Annotated in this window: 14 protein-coding genes; 7 read left to right on the top strand and 7 right to left on the bottom strand. The window is 73.0% G+C overall.

The window, feature by feature from the left end:
* Position 1 precedes the first annotated feature (1 nt).
* On the top strand, positions 2-1,048 hold the full coding sequence (gene dmpG / locus IE99_RS0124205) for a 4-hydroxy-2-oxovalerate aldolase (RefSeq protein ID WP_030175309.1): 1,047 nt from the start codon (positions 2-4) through the stop codon (positions 1,046-1,048).
* Between the two features lie 54 nt (positions 1,049-1,102).
* Here the strand turns inward: dmpG and IE99_RS0124200 are convergent, their stop codons facing one another.
* From IE99_RS0124200 to IE99_RS0124185, 4 genes are read right to left on the bottom strand one after another with little or no spacing between them, the layout of a single operon-like run.
* The gene (locus tag IE99_RS0124200; RefSeq protein ID WP_030175307.1) at positions 1,103-1,732 is read right to left on the bottom strand and encodes a GTP-binding protein; all 630 of its coding nucleotides are present in this window, start codon (positions 1,730-1,732) and stop codon (positions 1,103-1,105) included.
* Positions 1,713-2,084, bottom strand: a complete 372-nt coding sequence (locus IE99_RS0124195) for a DUF742 domain-containing protein (RefSeq protein WP_030175305.1) — start codon at positions 2,082-2,084, stop codon at positions 1,713-1,715. The genes IE99_RS0124200 and IE99_RS0124195 overlap by 20 nt, the downstream gene beginning before the upstream one ends.
* A gap of 6 nt (positions 2,085-2,090) precedes the next feature.
* The gene (locus IE99_RS0124190) at positions 2,091-2,483 is read right to left on the bottom strand and encodes a roadblock/LC7 domain-containing protein (protein WP_030175304.1); all 393 of its coding nucleotides are present in this window, start codon (positions 2,481-2,483) and stop codon (positions 2,091-2,093) included.
* Entirely contained in the window at positions 2,480-4,909 is a 2,430-nt protein-coding gene (locus IE99_RS0124185; RefSeq protein WP_051713160.1) for a sensor histidine kinase, read from the bottom strand. The genes IE99_RS0124190 and IE99_RS0124185 overlap by 4 nt, the downstream gene beginning before the upstream one ends.
* 187 nt (positions 4,910-5,096) lie before the next feature.
* Between IE99_RS0124185 and IE99_RS0124180 the strand changes: the two genes are divergently transcribed.
* A complete protein-coding gene (locus tag IE99_RS0124180; protein ID WP_030175299.1) occupies positions 5,097-6,677 on the top strand; it encodes a GMC family oxidoreductase in 1,581 nt (526 codons plus the stop codon).
* A gap of 21 nt (positions 6,678-6,698) precedes the next feature.
* Positions 6,699-7,106, top strand: a complete 408-nt coding sequence (locus IE99_RS0124175; RefSeq protein WP_030175296.1) for a roadblock/LC7 domain-containing protein — start codon at positions 6,699-6,701, stop codon at positions 7,104-7,106.
* 10 nt (positions 7,107-7,116) lie between these two features.
* Here IE99_RS0124175 and IE99_RS30705 read toward each other — a convergent pair whose 3' ends face one another.
* A complete protein-coding gene (locus IE99_RS30705) occupies positions 7,117-8,064 on the bottom strand; it encodes a DUF5954 family protein (protein ID WP_051713157.1) in 948 nt (315 codons plus the stop codon).
* Positions 8,065-8,200: 136 nt separating this feature from the next.
* On the opposite strand from IE99_RS30705, the gene IE99_RS0124165 reads away from it, so the two are divergent.
* Both IE99_RS0124165 and IE99_RS0124160 read left to right on the top strand, forming a co-directional pair.
* Entirely contained in the window at positions 8,201-9,067 is an 867-nt protein-coding gene (locus IE99_RS0124165) for an oxygenase MpaB family protein (protein ID WP_037560012.1), read from the top strand.
* A gap of 12 nt (positions 9,068-9,079) precedes the next feature.
* The gene (locus tag IE99_RS0124160) at positions 9,080-9,691 is read left to right on the top strand and encodes a TetR/AcrR family transcriptional regulator (protein ID WP_030175287.1); all 612 of its coding nucleotides are present in this window, start codon (positions 9,080-9,082) and stop codon (positions 9,689-9,691) included.
* Here the strand turns inward: IE99_RS0124160 and IE99_RS0124155 are convergent.
* Both IE99_RS0124155 and bluB read right to left on the bottom strand, forming a co-directional pair.
* Entirely contained in the window at positions 9,688-11,283 is a 1,596-nt protein-coding gene (locus IE99_RS0124155) for a right-handed parallel beta-helix repeat-containing protein (protein ID WP_051713155.1), read from the bottom strand. The two genes, IE99_RS0124160 and IE99_RS0124155, sit on opposite strands and share 4 nt — an antisense overlap.
* An 81-nt stretch (positions 11,284-11,364) precedes the next feature.
* Positions 11,365-11,985 (bottom strand): 5,6-dimethylbenzimidazole synthase, encoded by a 621-nt coding sequence (gene bluB, locus IE99_RS0124150; RefSeq protein ID WP_030175281.1) that lies wholly within the window; start codon positions 11,983-11,985, stop codon positions 11,365-11,367.
* A 93-nt stretch (positions 11,986-12,078) separates the two neighbouring features.
* Here bluB and IE99_RS0124145 point away from each other — a divergent pair, with 93 nt between their 5' ends.
* Together IE99_RS0124145 and IE99_RS30700 are read left to right on the top strand one after the other, a co-directional pair.
* Complete coding sequence (locus IE99_RS0124145; protein ID WP_030175280.1) at positions 12,079-12,702, top strand: TetR/AcrR family transcriptional regulator; 624 nt, start codon at positions 12,079-12,081, stop codon at positions 12,700-12,702.
* Positions 12,703-12,834: 132 nt separating this feature from the next.
* Positions 12,835-16,419: a WD40 repeat domain-containing serine/threonine-protein kinase gene (locus IE99_RS30700; protein ID WP_051713152.1), complete on the top strand. Its 3,585-nt coding sequence runs from the start codon at positions 12,835-12,837 to the stop codon at positions 16,417-16,419.
* Positions 16,420-16,431 lie beyond the last annotated feature (12 nt).

Below are 16,431 nucleotides of genomic sequence, written 5' to 3'. Positions count from 1 at the left end.
GATGGCGCCCTACTCCGGCACCCTCGACATCCGGATCACCGACTCCTCGCTGCGGGACGGCTCGCACGCCAAGCGCCACCAGTTCACGCTGGAGCACGTCGTGGACGTCGTCGCGGCGCTGGACGCGGCGGGCGTCCCCGTCATCGAGGTCACGCACGGCGACGGCCTTGGCGGCTCGTCCTTCACCTACGGGTTCTCCAGGACGCCCGAGCAGGAGCTGATCAAGGCAGCGGTGAAGACCGCCACCCAGGCCAAGATCGCATTCCTGATGCTGCCGGGCGTCGGCGTCAAGGACGACATCCGCGAGGCCGCCGACAACGGCGGGTCCGTGTGCCGCATCGCGACGCACTGCACCGAGGCGGACGTGTCCGTCCAGCACTTCGGCCTCGCCCGCGAGCTCGGCCTGGAGACCGTCGGCTTCCTGATGATGTCGCACTCCCAGCCGCCGGAGGTCCTCGCGAAGCAGGCCCGCATCATGGCGGACGCGGGCTGCCAGTGCGTGTACGTCGTCGACTCGGCGGGCGCCCTCATCATGGAGGACACCTCCGACCGCATCGCCGCCCTCGTCACCGAACTCGGCGACGACGCGCAGGTCGGCTTCCACGGCCACGAGAACCTCGGCCTCGGCGTCGCCAACAGCGTCCTCGCCGTCCGGGCCGGGGCGAAGCAGATCGACGGGTCGGTCCGCCGGCTCGGCGCCGGCGCGGGCAACACCCCCGTCGAGGCGTTCGTCGCCGTCTGCGAGAAGCTCGGCATCCGCACCGGCATCGACGTCATGAAGATCGTGGACGCGGCGGAGGACGTCGTCCGCCCCGTCATGGACTCCGAGTGCCTCCTCGGCCGCATGGAGATCATGATGGGTTACGCGGGCGTGTACTCCAGCTTCCTCAAGCACGCCGCCCGGCACGCCGAGCGCTACGGCGTCTCCGGCGCCCAGATCCTCGTCCGCGCCGGCGAGCGCAAGCTCATCGGCGGGCAGGAGGACCAGCTCATCGACATCGCGCTGGAACTGGCCGCCGAGAGGGACGCGGAGAAGAACGCCTCCTGAACCCCGCGGGCACGCCCTCCGTCCCCCGGGGCGGAGGGCGTCGTCCGCCCCGGGTCAGATGACGCCGGTCCGCACCGTCGCGTCGCCCAGCACGTGCTCGATCATCGTGATCAGCACGCCCTTCGCCGACTCGCGGTGCCGGACGTCGCACATCACCAGCGGGACCGTCTCCTCCAGGTCGAGCGCGATCCGCACGTCCCGCGGATCCTTCCGGGCCGCCCCGTCGAAGCAGTTCACCGCCACGACGAACGGGGTGCCGCGGTCCTCGAAGTAGTCGACGGCCGGGAAGCAGTCCGCGAGCCGCCGCACGTCGGCGAGGACGACCGCGCCGATCGCGCCGTGCGCCAGCTCGTCCCACATGAACCAGAACCGCTGCTGGCCGGGCGTCCCGAACAGGTACAGGATCAGGTTGTCCTCGAGCGTGATGCGGCCGAAGTCCATCGCGACCGTGGTGCTGGTCTTGCGGTCCACGCCCGCCGTGTCGTCCACCCCGACGCTCCGGTCGGTGAGGAGCTCCTCGGTGCGCAGGGGGCGGATCTCGCTGATCGCGCCCACCATCGTCGTCTTGCCCACGCCGAAGCCCCCCGCGATGAGGATCTTCGCGGTGATCGGGCGGTCCGCGTCGGGCGGCGCGCCGGTCCCGGCGGTTCCGGGGGGCGCTGTCTCAAAGTGCGCGGAGTCCATGCAGCAGCTTCCTTAGTACGAACTCGTCGGGCGCGTCGCCCGCCGGGGTCGGCTTCAGCGCCCGGACCAGGTTCTCGTCGCGCAGGTCGTCCACCAGGACGCGGACCACGCCGACCGGCAGGTCCACCTCCGACGCCAGGTCGGCGAACGCGATCGGCCGCCGGCACAGCGCCAGCAGCATCCGGTGCTCCGGGCTCAGCCGCAGCCGCGGGCTCTCCGGGATGTTCGTCGCCTCCAGGACGACGATGAGGTCGAGGGCGTCACCGCGCGGCCGCGTCCGGCCCCGGGTGAGGGTGTAGGGCCGGACCACCGGTCCGGCGTCCTGGTCGAGCCATCTGTCCTTCGGCGCCATCGCCGGTCACCCCGCCGAGCCCGCACCCGCGTCGGCGAGCCGGGTCGCGAGTTCCGCGATCTCGTAGGCGATCGCGCCCGCGTCGGCGTCGGCGCGGGCGAGCACGGCGACCGTGGCGGCCTCCCCGGCCGGGGCCATGAAAAGGATCACCGTGTCCATCTCGATGACGCTCTGCAGCACCGATCCGCCGTCGAACCGGCGGCACGCGCCGCGCGCGAGGCCCTGGACGCCGGACACCAGGGCGGACAGGTGCTCCGCGTCCTCCTGGCTCAGGCCGCCGGACGCCGCGACGACGAGTCCCCGGCGGGACAGCACGACCGCGCCCGCCACGCCGGAGACGCGTCCGGCCAGGCCGTCGAGCAGCCGCTCCACCTCGGAGGCCGTGCGGGGCATGGTCATCGCTCACCTCGGTTCCCGGCGCCGGGGTCGGGTTCCCGGTCGCCTGAGTCGTCCGCACCGGTGGGCGTCGCGCGCCCGCGCTGCCACCCGCTCTGCATCGAGGCCATGACGGACCGCGCCCGGTCCGGCGACCGGCCGCCCGGACGGGGCGTCTCCCCGGTGCCGTTCGCGCCGCCGCCCCGCAACTCGGGCGCCAGGTTCGCGCGGCGCACCCGGCGCGGCATGCCCGCGTGGGTCGCGCCGTTCGCGCCGTTCCCGCCGTTCGCGTCCTCCGCCGCCGGTCCCTGCGCCGGCACGGTCACCGGTACCGGCGCGGCCTGCGGCTGCGTTCGCGGCTGCGTTTGCGGCTCGGGCTGGGGTTGGGGCTGGGCCATGTGCCGCGGGACGTGGTGCGCGCCGACGGAAGCCTGCGGCCCGGTCTCGTACACCGCCTGAGGCCCCGTCTCGTACGCGGGCTGCGGGCCGGTCGGGAACTCCGGCCGCGCCTCGGGCTCCGGGGGCTCCTGGCCGATGCCCTCGCGCATCTCGTCCGGCGTCACCACGAGGAGGTGCGGCAGCAGCACGATGGTCTTCAGGCCGCCGTAGGCGTTCGGGACGAGCGACACCCGGATGCCGTGCTTGTGGGCGAGGTGCCCGACGACGAACAGGCCGAGCTGGTCGCCGTCCGACAGGCTGAACTCCGGCGGCCGGGCGAGCTGCTCGTTGACCGCGGCGAGCCGCTCCGGGCTCATGCCGAGCCCGCGGTCGTGGATCTCGACCACGAACCCGTTCCCGACCAGCCCCGCGTTGATCTCGACGTGGGTGTTCGGCGGGGAGAACGAGACCGCGTTCTCGACCAGCTCCGCCAGCAGGTGGATGAGGTCCGCGACGGCGCCGCCGACGACCGACTCCTCGGCGTTGCTCGCGACCTCGACCCGCTGGTAGTCCTCGATCTCGCCGATCGCGCCGCGCAGCACGTCCAGGACCTTGACCGGGCGGCGCCAGCCGCGGCCCGGCGTCGCGCCGGACAGGATGATCAGGCCCTCCGCGTGCCGGCGCATGCGGGTCGTGAGGTGGTCGATCCGGAACAGGTCCTCCAGTTCCTCCGGATCGCTCGCCTTCCGCTCCAGCGTGTCGAGCATGGTCAGCTGCCGGTGCAGCAGCGACTGGTTGCGGCGGGCCAGGTTCCGGAACACCTGGTTGACGGCCTTGCGCATGTCGGCCTGGCCGATGGCCGCCTCCACCGCGGTCCGCTGCACGGACGAGAACGCCTCCGCGACGTCCGCCACCTCGGCGGTCCTCCCGATCCGCAGCGGCGGCGCCGCCTCGTCCGGGCAGACGTCCTCGCCGCGGCTCAGCCGGCCGACGACCTCGGGCAGCCGCTGCTCGGCGAGCTCGCGCGCCGCCGACCGCAGGCCGTTCAGCTCCCGGCTGACGCGGCGGCCGAACCGCAGCATCAGGAACGCCGACAGCAGGACGGCGAGGAGGCCGACGCCGCCGACCAGCCCCAGGCGCAGCAGGATCGCGTCGCCGGACGACTTCGACCGCTCGCCGAGGATGTTGCGGGACACGCCGAGCGCCCTGGCGAGACCGCCGATGTAGGTCTCGGTCGCCGTCTTCCACGCCATGGGCTTGATGGGCAGCCGGGCCCTGCCGCCGGGATGCGCCATGATGCGGTCCTCCAGCGCCCGGAGCTCCCGGTACGCGGGGGACGCGAGCAGCTGCGCGTAGGGCGCGCTGATCCGCGGCTCGAACTGGGCGATGGAGTCCGCCATAAGGTACCGCTGCTCGTTGACGAGCCGGGTGAACGTGGCCCGCTCGTCGGCCGACATCACCCCGCCCGCGATGAGGGCGCCGCCGCCGAGCGTCGCCGAGCGCGCGGCGAGCTCCTGCGCGAGGGACGCCTGGGTGAGCTGGTACGCCTGGCGGTAGATCGTGTGGTCCTTGATTCCGATCATCCGGAAGACCAGGCCGAAGTGCGCGTCCATGACGTCGTTGTAGGAGTTGAAGACGGTGAGCTTCGCGGTCGTCCCGGAGTCGATGCCCTGCCGGACGGCGCCCAGCTGGTCGATCTTGCTCTCCATGGTGGCGAGCCGCTGCTTCATCTCGTCGTTCAGCCCGCGGCGGAACGAGTCGGACCGGAAGGCCCGCCGGACGCTGTCGAGGGTGCCGTCGGTGCGGCGGCGCTGCGCGTCCATCGCCGTCCGGGGGAGCTGCCCGCGGGCGCTCAGCCACATCACCGACTCGGTCCGCTCCTGCGCGACCTGGACGAGCATGGCGGTGGCGGCGTCGCCGTAGACCCGGTTGACGGTGTCGAGGTTGCGCTTCTCGAGCGCGTCCGAGACCGCCCCCTGCGCCGCGAAGCCCCAGAGCGCGACGAGCGAGACGAGCGGGATCGTGAGCAGGCCGAACAGCGTGAAGCGGATCGACCCCCGGCGCGCCCTCATCGTGCGGGACGCCGTTCCGCGCGGAGGGCCGGGCGGGCGTTCACATCGTTCATCGTCGCGTCTCTCAACTCGATCATGCGGGACGGAACACCGCGTTACGGTAGCGGGCGATTTGCACGACTGTAACCATTTTGTGGATCTTCGGGTGGCACCGGTGGGATTATCGCGCGGAGACGAAGGAGCCCTCTTGCACGATTTCGACTACATCATCGTCGGAGCCGGATCCGCCGGTTGCGTGCTCGCCGACCGGCTCTCCGCCGACCCGGATGTCACGGTGCTCCTTCTGGAGGCCGGCGGACGCGACCGCAGTCCGCTGATCCGCATTCCCAAAGGGTTCGGCCTGCTCATGGACCATCCGTCCCTGGCCTGGCATTTCCCCGTCCGGCCGATCGGGCCGTCCGGACGCGTCGAGGACTGGGTGCGGGGCCGGACGCTCGGCGGCTCCAGCGCCATCAACGGCATGGTCTACAACCGCGGAGCGCGCGCCGACTACGACGCGCTCGGCGACCCGGACTGGGCCTGGGACGTGCTCCTTCCCGTCTTCAAGGAGATCGAGGACAACGCCCTCGGAGGCACCGCCACCAGGGGGGTCGGCGGCCCCCTCCCGATCTCGACGGCGGCCGTCGCCGAGGAGCTGTGCGAGGAGGCCATGGAGTCGGCGGGGCGGCTCGGCTGGCGGCGCGTCCAGGACCTCAACGAATCCGATGACGAGCGCATCGGCTACGCCATGTCCACGATCCGGGACGGCCGCCGCGTCAGCGCGGCCCACGCGTTCCTCCGGCCGGCAGAGAAACGTCCCAATCTGACCGTTGTCACCGACGCCCATGCCACGCGAATTCTGGCCGAAAGTGGCCGCGCGATCGGAGTCGCCACTCGGGCCGGCGACTATCGCGCGAACGCCGAAGTGATCATCGCCACCGGCAGCCTGGCCACTCCGAAACTTCTTCAGCTTTCCGGCATCGGTCCCGCCGATGTCCTGCGCGACGCCGGAGTGGACGTTCTCGTCGACAGCCCGAATGTCGGCGCCCGCCTCCGCGAGCACCGCTGCTTCAAACTCCAATTCCGCCTCAAGGACGACCTCGGCTACAACCGGCTGCTCGGCACCGGCCCCCGGCAGGCCCTCGCCGGCCTGAAGTACCTCGCGTCCCGGCGCGGCCCGCTCGCCGTCCCCGCCTACGACGTCATCGGGTTCTTCAAGTCGCGCCCCGGGCTCGACCGTCCCGACGCCCAGTTCCTCTTCGCGCCGTTCTCCGCCGCGCCGCAGGTGCCCGGCAAGGCGCTCCGCCTCGAGCGCGAACCCGGCATGAGCGCGCTCGGCTACATCCTGCGGCCCGACAGCGAGGGGAGCCTGCGCATCACGTCCGCCGACCCCGACGCCCCCGTCGACATCGACCCCGGCTACCTCACCTCCGACCACGACCGGAAGGTCGGCGTCGACATCTTCCACCGCGTGCGCGAGCTGTTCACCCACGACCCGATCGCCGGCCGCGTCCAGGCCGAGATCGACCCCGGACCCCGCGTCCGGGACCCGCAGGACGTCATCGACGCCGCCCTCGACCAGGGCTACTGCGGCTACCACACCATCGGCACCTGCGCGATGGGCCCGGACGGCACCGACGTCGTCGACGGGGCGCTCCGCGTCCGGGGCGTCGAGGCCCTCCGCGTCGTGGACTGCTCCGTCCTGCCGTCGATGGTGTCGGGCAACCTGAACGGACCGATCATGGCGATGGCGTGGCGCGCCGCGGAACTCATCCGCTCCGGCGCCTGACCCGACGAAGGAGAACACCCCGTGACGACGCAGCGGACCGAGACGTCCGGCCACCTCGACTGGCTCATCAACGGCCTCGTGGAGCGGGTCCCCGAGGTGACGATGGCCGTGGTGCAGTCCGCCGACGGCCTGCTGATGGGCGCGTCCGCCGGACTGACCCGCGCGGACGCCGACTACCTGTCCGCGCTGGCCGCCGGCCTGCAGAGCCTCGCGCAGGGCGCCCGCCGCCGCTTCCAGGGCGGCTCCGTCCACCAGAGCATCATCGAGATGGAGAACGCCTTCCTGTTCGTCACCGCCGCCGGCGAGGGCGCGTCCCTGACCGTTCTCAGCGACGCGAACGTGGACCCGGGCACGATCAGCTACGAGATGGCCGTCCTGGTGAAGCGGGTGGGCGAGCATCTGTCCTCCCAGCCCCGGCCCACGTTCTGACCCGGCGGCGTCAAAGGCCCCGGTCGGCGCCGCAGCGGTCCTGGTCGGACGGGCGGGTGCCCTCGGGGCCGTCCCGGCCGAGCCGGATCAGGCGTGAGACGCGGACGACGCGGAACCGGCGGCCGATCACCTCGATGTCGTGGCCGGACGACGCCCTGATCTCCGCGCTCGCGCGCGCCCACTCCGCGAGCTCCGCGCCGGTCGGCGGGTCGTTCCGGAACGCGCGGAGGCGGGGGAGCAGGTCGATGAAGTAGCCCGCCAGGTTGCCGACGGCCTGCCGCGGGGTGCTCCCGCCGGTCAGCGGCTCCCACGCGGCGCCCTTGACCTCGACGACGGTGAACGTCGGGGGCAGCAGGACGAGCCCGGGGTGCGTGCGCATCGCCTCGCGCGCCTCCTCCCGGACGGCCGGCGGGACGCCCGGCGGCAGAGGCGTGTAGGCGATCAGGTTCAGCCGCAGCTGCGCCTCCCACTGGCCCGCCGGGGCGCGCGGGTCGAGCAGGTGGTCGGCGAGCGGCGGGTCGGCGGCGGGCGCGTCGTCGGTGGGGCGGGGCGGCTCCATCGTCCTGTCGCCGAGCAGGGTGAACTTCTCGATCCGGATGATGCGGAACCGCCGGTCGCGGACCGGCCAGTCGTCCCGCCGGTCCTGCGCGCCGTCCTCGGGGTCGAGGCGTCCGGCGGCGGCGAGCAGGCCGGCGGCGTCGGGGGCGCCCGCCGCCGCGCCGCGCAGGTGGCGGCCGAGGGCGTGCCGGGCCTCGGACGGCTCGGTCGCGCCCGCGTAGCGGACGCGCCACTCCCGGCCGCGCTGCTCGGCGAACCCGAAGTCGGGGGACCCGGCGGGCAGCAGCCGGGGGTAGGCGCGCATCCGCTCGCCGATCTCGCCGTCCCGCACGGCCGCCACCGGCTCCAGGTCGGAGACCAGGTTGATGGTGTCGTACCCGGGCATCGGCGGGAAGCTCATGCCGCCATCCTGGCCCGCGCCCGGTCGCCACGCACGGTGTTCGCCCGATCTCATGGTGAAACCGGAACGCCGGTGACAAGCGTCCGGATATTTGATACAAATTTCGTATCACAGTCTCAAAGCAGGGTGATGCGGCATGACCGAGACCGACGTCCGCCGGACCGCCGCCGGATCCATCCCCGGCCCCGGCTCCCTCATCTGGCGCTACGCCGGAGACTGGCGCGGCGTCTTCGGCGGCCGCGCGATCCTGCTCCTCCAGGTCGCCCACCCCGTCGTCGGCGCGGGCGTCGGCGACCACTCCCAGTTCGTCGAGGACCGCTGGGGACGCCTCACCCGCACGGTCGAGTCGACGATCGACTTCCTCGGCTACCGGGGCGAGGAGCGCGGACGCCTCGAGGCGGCGCGGCTGCGGGAGATCCACAAGGACATCAAGGGCGTGGACGCCCAGGGCCGCCGCTACCACGCGCTCAACCCCGAGGCCTACCTGTGGGTGCACGCCACCCTCCTGCACGGCATGATCCAGACGCAGGAGCTGTTCGGCACCCCGATCACGCCTCGCCGCGCGCGCGTCCTGCACGAGGAGTGGACCCGCCTCGGCCTCGCCCTCGGCATCACCGAGCGCCACATCCCGGAAAGCCCGGCGACCTTCCGCGAGTACGTCGACTCGATGATCCACGACCGGCTGGAGAACAACGACACCGTCCAGCTCCTCATCGAGCTCGACCGCAGGCCGCTGCCGCCCCCGCCGGGCTGGCCGCTGCCCGCGTCCGCCTGGGGGCACCTGGCGACGCCGCCCTCGGCCCTCTTGCGCCGGACGGGCATCGCGTCCCTCCCGCCCGTCCTCCGGGACCGGTTCGGGCTGCGCTGGACGTCCGCCGACGAGCGCCGCTTCCAGATCTTCGCCCGCTCGATGCGCGCCGGCGACAAGGTCATGATCGACCGGCTGCGCTACTCGCCCATCGCGTCCCGCGCGATGCGCAGGGCCCGCCGCGCCCAGACGTAGGCTGGGCGCATCATGAGCGATTCCCGCCTGCTGCGCGACCTCCTCACCCCACCGGAGGACTCCGGCCCCCAGGTCGACCGCATCCTCGACGCCGCGCTGGAGCTGTACGGGACGTTCGGGCTGCGCCGCACCACCATCGACGACGTGGCCCGCGCGTCCGGCCTGGGCCGCGCCACCATCTACCGCCGCTTCCCGTCCAAGAACGACCTGGTCACGGGCGTCCTCCTGCGCGAGGCCCGGCGCTTCTTCGCCGAGCTGGACGAGGCCGTCGCGGCCTGCTCCACCCTGGAGGACCGGCTCGTCGAGGGCTTCGCGACCACCCTGCGCATCAGCCGCGAGCAGCGGCTCGTGCACCGCCTCCTCGTCCTCGAGCCCGAACTGCTGCTCCCGCACGCCACCGGCCAGGCGGGCCCTCTCCTGGCCGCCGCCCGCGGCTACCTGGCCCGCCGTCTCCGCGCGGCCCAGCGCCAGGGCGACGCCGGCGACTTCGACGCCGAGGTCGTCGCCGAGATCCTCATCCGCCTGACGCACTCCCTGCTGCTGACCCCGGCGGGCCACATCCCCCTGGACGACGAGGGCGCCCGCGACTTCGCCCGCCGCTACCTCACGCCCATGCTGCGCTAGGGCTTGGGCGGGGCGTCGAACCAGTCGCAGCCCCGCGGGCGCGGCTTGTCCCGGGCGTACTCCGAGCAGGGCAGGGCGCCAAGGACCTTCACCGGGTTGCCGACGAAGGAGAAGAACGTCCAGCCGGACGGCCGGTCGCAGGTCGGCAGCTTCGCCGGGTCGGACTTCACCGCACCCCAGGACGAGGTGTTGCCCTGCCAGCAGTTGCCGTCGCCCTGCTCGTCCCACCAGACGTCCAGGCCGTTCGGCAGTTTCGCGCCGCCGGGCGCGATCCCGAACACGTTGCCGGTGTAGCGGTTGCGGTGCGAGGTGTCGCGGAACTTCAACAGGTCGTTCTCGCCCCGCAGCGGCGCCGGGACCCAGATCTGCCGGAACCCGCTTCGCCAGTTGTCGTACAGCCGGTTGTTGGCGTAGTTGTTGTCGTTGCCCCCGCCGAGGAGCAGGCCGGTGCCGACCGGGACGGGCGGTGCCGGGCAGACCACCCCGCGCTCGTGGCCCCGGTCGCGGGGCGCCTTCGCGCAGGTGCCGTCCCAGACGTTGCCGTAGTGGTTGACGTTGTTGCTGTAGATGAGGTTGTTCTCGAACGTCGCGTGGTTCTGCGGCAGGCCCGGGTGGCCCGGGAAGGCGCTGTCCATCGAGACGCCCGCCGAGTTGTGGTGGAACGCGTTGTCGTGGGCGTAGACGGAGTCGCCGGCCGTCCCGGAGTAGCCCAGCGCGTTGTGGTGGGAGTCGCAGCGCCTGATCTCGATGGAGTGGCGGCGGCCGTTGAGGGGCGACGCGGAGCCCGGGTAGATGCCGGCGTCGCCGTTCCCGTGTCCCTCGCAGTCGGTGTAGAGCCCGTGGTCGCTGGCGAAGGTGAGGAAGCCGTACTCCTCGTTCCACCGGGCCAGCGAGCGGTCGATGACGAAGCCGTCCTGCTCCAGGATGTAGACGCCGTTGAACTCGAACAGCTGCGTCGTGATGTTGCGCAGGTAGAACCCGTCGGCACGGTCGGCGCGGATGCCGTTGAGCTTCGCCCACGATCCGTCCCGCTCGAACCCGCCTTCGAGGACGACGTCCGTCGTCTTCTGCCCGGTGCCCTCCAACTGGAGGTCGCAGCGGGGGCTGTCGCAGGTGTGGTCGTCGTCGTCCGGCGTCCGGTCACCGAACACGGCGACGAGCTGCTGCAGGTTGGGGCAGGCGTACTGCTCGGCGTACGTCAGGAGGTGCTTGCTCGCCAGTTCCGCGCACCGCCCAGTCGGCTCCGCGCGGCTCGGCTCCTCCCGGTACGTTCCCGGCAGGACGTAGATGGTGGTGCCGCGCTCCCTCACCGCGTTCACCGCCGCCTGGACGTGCTCGTACCCGCACTCGCCCAGCAGCTTCCGATTGAGCCACCGCAGACGCCCGGTGTACCGCTCGATGAGCGCGGCCGACTCCGGCTTGCACACCACGAGCCGCTGCGCGGCGGGCGCCTCCCGGTACGTGGGCACGCGCCCGGTCCCCGCGGGGAACCTCACCTCCCGCTCGGCATGGGCGAATGCCGGAACGGCCATCACCCCCAGGACGAGCGCGAAGACGAACCCGATGACGGTGGTGCGCGAGTGACCCCTCATGGCCGGGAATATGAACCTGTTTCAGAATCCTGACCAGCCCCCCACCCCGTCCACATCGGGCCACCCACGCGCCCCACACGGTCACCAGCGGTCGTGGTGGAGGACGGTTTCCAGGGGGCGGCGCCGCCGCCAGCCGTGCCGTTCGAGGTCGGGCGTGGTCTGGAGATGGGTCACCGGGCCCAGGCACAGCCACGCCACCGGGCGGATCCCGTCGGGGATGCCGAGCAGGCCGCTCAGGAACGGCTCCCGGTAGAACGACACCCAGCCGACGCCCAGGTCCTCGGCGGTGGCGGCGAGCCAGAGGTTCTGGATGGCCAGGCAGACCGAGTAGAGGCCCGCGTCGGCGATGGCGTGCCGCCCGAGCACGGCCGGGCCGCCGCGCGCGGGGTCGTAGGTCACGACGATCGAGAGCGCGGCCTCCAGGACTCCGTCGATCTTGATGCGGGAGAACCGCTCGGCGGCGTCGCCGTCGAGGGTCGCGGCGAAGACGTCCCGTTCCCGCCGCACATGCTCGTGGAACTCCCGGCGGACGGCCTCGTCGCGCACGACGATGAAGTCCCACGGCTGCGAGAGCCCGACGCTCGGCGCCGTGTGGGCCGCGTCCAGGACGCGCCGGAGGACGTCCTCCGGAACCGGCTCACCGGTGAACTCGGCGCGCACGTCGCGCCGCCGGCGGATGACGTCGTACAGGTCGGTGCTCATGGACATGCCCCCCGCTCGGTTCGTGGCAGCGGAACCGTACCAAGCGGATGATCTTCACTCGGGCCGGGCGTCCGGGTGTCCTACAGTGGGCGGATGTCCACTTCTCGGCGGCTGCCCCGGGGCCGGAGCGCGCTGCCGCTGGAAGAGGTGGCGCGGGTCCACCGCGAGCGGCTGTGCCGGGCGATGGCCGACGTCATGGCGGAGAAGGGGTACATCGCCACCTCGGTCGAGGACGTCCTGAAGCGGGCGAAGGTGTCGCGGCAGAGCTTCTACCGGTTGTTCGGAAGCAAGCTCGACTGCTTCATGGCCGCCCTCGAACGCTCCAGCGGGCTGATCTCCGAGTGGGTGATCGGCTCCGTCGCTACGGACAGCGACCCCCTCGCCCGCTACGACCAGGCCATCGGCGCCTACCTCCAGGGCATCGAACTGGAATGGGCCTCGGCCCGGCTGTGCCTGGTCGAGGCCTACGCCGCGGGGCCGGCGGCCCTCGCTCACCGGCGCGAGATGCAGGCGGCCATCGCCGACATCCACGCCGCGGTGCTCGGCGTCACGGGCGAGCGGGGGCTGAGGGCATGCCGCATGCTCGCCGCGTCCACCGTGGCGCTCGTCACACTGCCGGTCGCGGAGAACGACCGCGAGGCCCTGCTCGGCCTGCGCCCCGAAATGGTCGCCCACGTGCGGGCCCTCTGGAACGCCGGGGTCTTCGGCGCCGCCTGACGGCCGGGCCCGCGCGGGCTCCAGGACGGGGATTCACCGAACAATCTCCTGATTCGCCTACCGCGCGCGCCTCAGAAAGACAATGATGTCTTTCTGACGGTGACGGCCCCTGCCCCGCGAGGATGCGCACAGATGTCCAGCCCCCTGCTCGACGGAGATCCCCGGCAGCTCGGCGGCTACTGGCTGGCGGCGCGGCTCGGCGCCGGCGGCCAGGGAGTCGTCTACGAGGGGTACGACGCCCGGGGCGTCCGCGTCGCCGTCAAGGCCCTGCACGCGGGCGCCGTCACCCCCGCGTACCGGGACGCGCTGCGCAAGGAGGTCGCGACCCTCCAGCGGGTCGCCTCGTTCTGCACGGCCCGCATCATCACGGCCGACCTGGACCACTTCCCCCCGTACATCGTCAGCGAGTACGTCCCGGGCCCCGACCTGCAGAACCGGGTCGACCACAACGGGAAGTACGGCCCCGGGGAGCTCCACCGGCTCGCGATCGGCATCGCGACCGCGCTGGCGTCGATCCACCGGGCGGGCGTGGTCCACCGCGACCTGAAGCCGGCGAACGTGCTGCTCGGCCCGGACGGCCCGCGCGTCATCGACTTCGGTATCGCCAAGACCGACGACATGTCGCGCAGCGCGACCGGCCGGCTGAAGGGCACGCCGCGCTGGATGGCGCCGGAGCTGTTCCGCGGCGAGCGCGCCACGCCCGCCGTCGACGTGTGGGCGTGGGGCGCGATCGTGCTGTACGCCGCGTCCGGCGCGCCGCCGTTCGACGGCGACACCCTGCCCGCCCTGATGCACCAGATCACCACGCGCACGCCGGACACGGACGTGCTCGGCGAGCCGCTCCGCGGTCTGGTCGAGGCGGCCCTCGACCGGGATCCGGCCGAGCGGCCCGCGTTCCAGGACATCCTCACCGGCCTCCTCGGGGGCGAGGCCGGTGAGGTCCTGGAGGCCGGGACGCGGGCCGCGGCGGAGAGCGCCCGCCCGTCGATGACGCTCCCGCCGTCCCTCGCCGACCTCGCCGAGCAGGTCTACGGCCGCCTCGACCCGCACGCGCAGCAGGCGGTTCCCCGCATCCTGCTCCGCATGGTGGTCGCCGGGCCGCACGCCGACGACGTGCTCCGCCCGGTGCCGCTCGGCGACCTCGCGGACGGGGAGACCGATCAGCACACCGTGCGGCGCGTCCTGCACGACCTCGGCGGCGCGGGCCTGCTCCGCCGCGTCGACGGCGACTCGGCCGCGATCGCCGTGCCCGCCCTGCTGCGCGCCTGGCCGCGGCTGCGCGACTGGGTGGAGGCGGAGCGGGACGGCCTGAACGGGCATCACGCCCTGGCGGACGCCGCGCGCCGCTGGAACGCGGGCGGGCGCAGGCCCGCGGACCTGCTCCAGGGGACGAGCCTGGACGAGGCGGTCGGCTGGGCGTCCACCGGCCGCCGGCAGCTCACGCTCAACCTCGCCGAGCGCGCCTTCCTGGAGGCGTCGGTCGAGCAGACCCGCCACCGCGCCCGGACGAGGACCATCGTCACCGGCGCGCTGGCCGCGCTGCTCCTCGTCGCCACGATCGCCGGGAGCGCGGCCGGGGTGCAGAGCTGGAACCTGGCCAGGGCCAACGCGACCGTGTCGGAGCAGCGGGACGCCGCCGTGGGCCTGCAGCTCGCGGCGCAGGCCGTCCAGCTGCGGCGCACCGACCCGACGCTCGCGCGGCGCCTCGCCGTCGCCGCCGCCTCCCTCGCCGGGGACACCCCCGACACGCACAACGCGCTGCTCGCCCTGTCGTCGCAGTGGGAGCAGGACATCTGGGCGCCGCCGGGCACCGACGGGTCCTGGAACGACGTCCCGGCCGCGAGCGGCGGGCCGAACGTCTACTGGAAGCGCGATCAGCGCACGGTCATCGTCGCCGACGCCGCCGCGCGCCGGGTGACGCGCACGATCAGCGTGCCGGGCGCGCCGCTCACCGGGATGGACGTGACCCTCGACGGCGGCAGGCTCTTCACCCTCCAGACGGACGGCACGATGACGTTCTGGGACCTGGCGAAGGGGACCGCCCGCCCGCTGCCGTACAAGCACCAGGCCGGGGCCGGGCTGTGGATCAGCCCGACCGGGGCCAAACTCGTCAAGACGCTCAACGGGCAGATCACGGTGCTGGAGACCGCGACGGGCAGGGAACTTTTCCGGGCCAAGGGCAAGACCAGCGTGTGGGGCCCGGCGCTGCCTCCCGACGAGCGCCACCTCGTCATGCCGCTGGAGGACGGCAAGGACCGCATGCGGCTCGCCTGGTGGGACCTGACGACCGGCGAGGAGCTCAAGGGGCGGCACAACCGCCCGGGCCGGCACCCGTTCGCCGGCGCCCGGCAGTTGCGGGACACGACGTTCAGCCCGGACGGCCGCTTCCTCGCGACCCGCGTCGGCGACGTCATCGTCGTCCTGAACGCGCGGACCCGGGAGATCCGGACGACGCTGAAGGTGCCGAAGGGCGCGGGCGACGACCCGGGCCTCGACTTCAGCCGGGACGGCGGCCACATCGCCACCGGCATGACGATGTGGAGCACCGACCCCGGTATCGACGAGGCGCCGTACCTGAGCTACACGCCGGACGCCATGTGCAGCGGCACCCGCTTCAGCCGGGACGGGACGAGCCTGCGCTGCGTCGGCCACGACGACCGGATCCGCTCGATCGACGTGTCCGGCTTCACCCGCCGGCTCCGGTTCTCCCCGTTCTCCGCGCAGTCGCGGATCAGCCGGGACGGGACCACCCTCGCCGTCCGCACGACCGACGGCAGGGTCCAGATCTGGGACACCGCGACCCGCACCCGCCGGGCGGACCCGGGCATCGGGCACCCCGTCGGCCGCGAGATGGTCCTGTCGCCCGACGGCCGTCTGCTCGGCCTCCCGGGCCCGGACGGCAAGGTCGAGATCTGGGACCTCCGGGCGCGCAGGATGCGCGGCACCGTCGACACCGGTCCGCCGGCGGCGACCAGGCCGCCGCCGTCGTTCTCACCCGACGGCAGGGCGCTGGCCGTCCTGGTCTCCGGCGCGCCCACCGTCCTGAGGTTCTGGGACACCGCCACCGGACGCCCGCTCGGCGAGGCCCGCGCACCGCAGCAGACCTTCGCGGACGACGGGACGCGGATCGTCTGGAGCGAGGACGGCCGCCGGGTGGTCTCCGTCCCGGTGCTCGGCGTGGTCGGGTTCCCCTCCGGGAAGACCCTCGTCGCGCCCGGCGCGCTCGGCACCGCCGCGGTGTCCCGCACCGTGCAGGCGCTCAGCCCCCAGGGCGTCCTCGCGACCGTCGAGGGGGTGACCGACCAGCGCTCCTTGACGTTCTGGGACGCCGCGACCCTGAAGCCGAAGGGCGCCCCCGTCCGGCTTCCCGAGGGCAAGACCCCGATCACGGCGATCTCCCCGGACGGCCGCCTCGCCGCCACCGCCGACAGCAAGGGCAGGATCGACGTCTGGGACGTCCGGACCCGCCGCCATCTCGGCCTGGCCCTCACGGGCCACACGACGAACCACGACACGGTGATCCAGTCGCTCGCCTTCAGCCCCGACGGCACCCGCGTGCACAGCGTCGGCCAGGACGACGCCAGCCTCATCACCCATATCGTCGCGCCCCGCCTCCTCGAGCAGGAACTCTGCAAGAGATCGGGCCGGTTGACCCGGCAGGAGTGGGACCAGCACGTCCGCAGGATCGGCGGGATCGGCTACCGGAAGACCTGCTGACGCCGGGCGCAG

The organism is Spirillospora albida (genome assembly GCF_000718255.1).
Classification (GTDB): domain Bacteria; phylum Actinomycetota; class Actinomycetes; order Streptosporangiales; family Streptosporangiaceae; genus Spirillospora; species Spirillospora albida.
The sequence above is the reverse complement of the archived record's forward strand: the minus strand, read 5'-3'. Positions and strand labels throughout refer to the sequence as shown.

What these genes read in the sequence shown, in the direction of transcription:
- dmpG (WP_030175309.1), top strand. Translation starts at nt 2, where the DNA reads ATGGCGCCCTACTCCGGCACCCTCGACATCCGGATCACCGACTCCTCG.
- IE99_RS0124200 (WP_030175307.1), bottom strand. Translation starts at nt 1,732, where the DNA reads ATGGACTCCGCGCACTTTGAGACAGCGCCCCCCGGAACCGCCGGGACC.
- IE99_RS0124195 (WP_030175305.1), bottom strand. Translation starts at nt 2,084, where the DNA reads ATGGCGCCGAAGGACAGATGGCTCGACCAGGACGCCGGACCGGTGGTC.
- IE99_RS0124190 (WP_030175304.1), bottom strand. Translation starts at nt 2,483, where the DNA reads ATGACCATGCCCCGCACGGCCTCCGAGGTGGAGCGGCTGCTCGACGGC.
- IE99_RS0124185 (WP_051713160.1), bottom strand. Translation starts at nt 4,909, where the DNA reads ATGAGGGCGCGCCGGGGGTCGATCCGCTTCACGCTGTTCGGCCTGCTC.
- IE99_RS30705 (WP_051713157.1), bottom strand. Translation starts at nt 8,064, where the DNA reads ATGAGCTTCCCGCCGATGCCCGGGTACGACACCATCAACCTGGTCTCC.
- IE99_RS0124165 (WP_037560012.1), top strand. Translation starts at nt 8,201, where the DNA reads ATGACCGAGACCGACGTCCGCCGGACCGCCGCCGGATCCATCCCCGGC.
- IE99_RS0124160 (WP_030175287.1), top strand. Translation starts at nt 9,080, where the DNA reads ATGAGCGATTCCCGCCTGCTGCGCGACCTCCTCACCCCACCGGAGGAC.
- IE99_RS0124155 (WP_051713155.1), bottom strand. Translation starts at nt 11,283, where the DNA reads ATGAGGGGTCACTCGCGCACCACCGTCATCGGGTTCGTCTTCGCGCTC.
- bluB (WP_030175281.1), bottom strand. Translation starts at nt 11,985, where the DNA reads ATGAGCACCGACCTGTACGACGTCATCCGCCGGCGGCGCGACGTGCGC.
- IE99_RS0124145 (WP_030175280.1), top strand. Translation starts at nt 12,079, where the DNA reads ATGTCCACTTCTCGGCGGCTGCCCCGGGGCCGGAGCGCGCTGCCGCTG.
- IE99_RS30700 (WP_051713152.1), top strand. Translation starts at nt 12,835, where the DNA reads ATGTCCAGCCCCCTGCTCGACGGAGATCCCCGGCAGCTCGGCGGCTAC.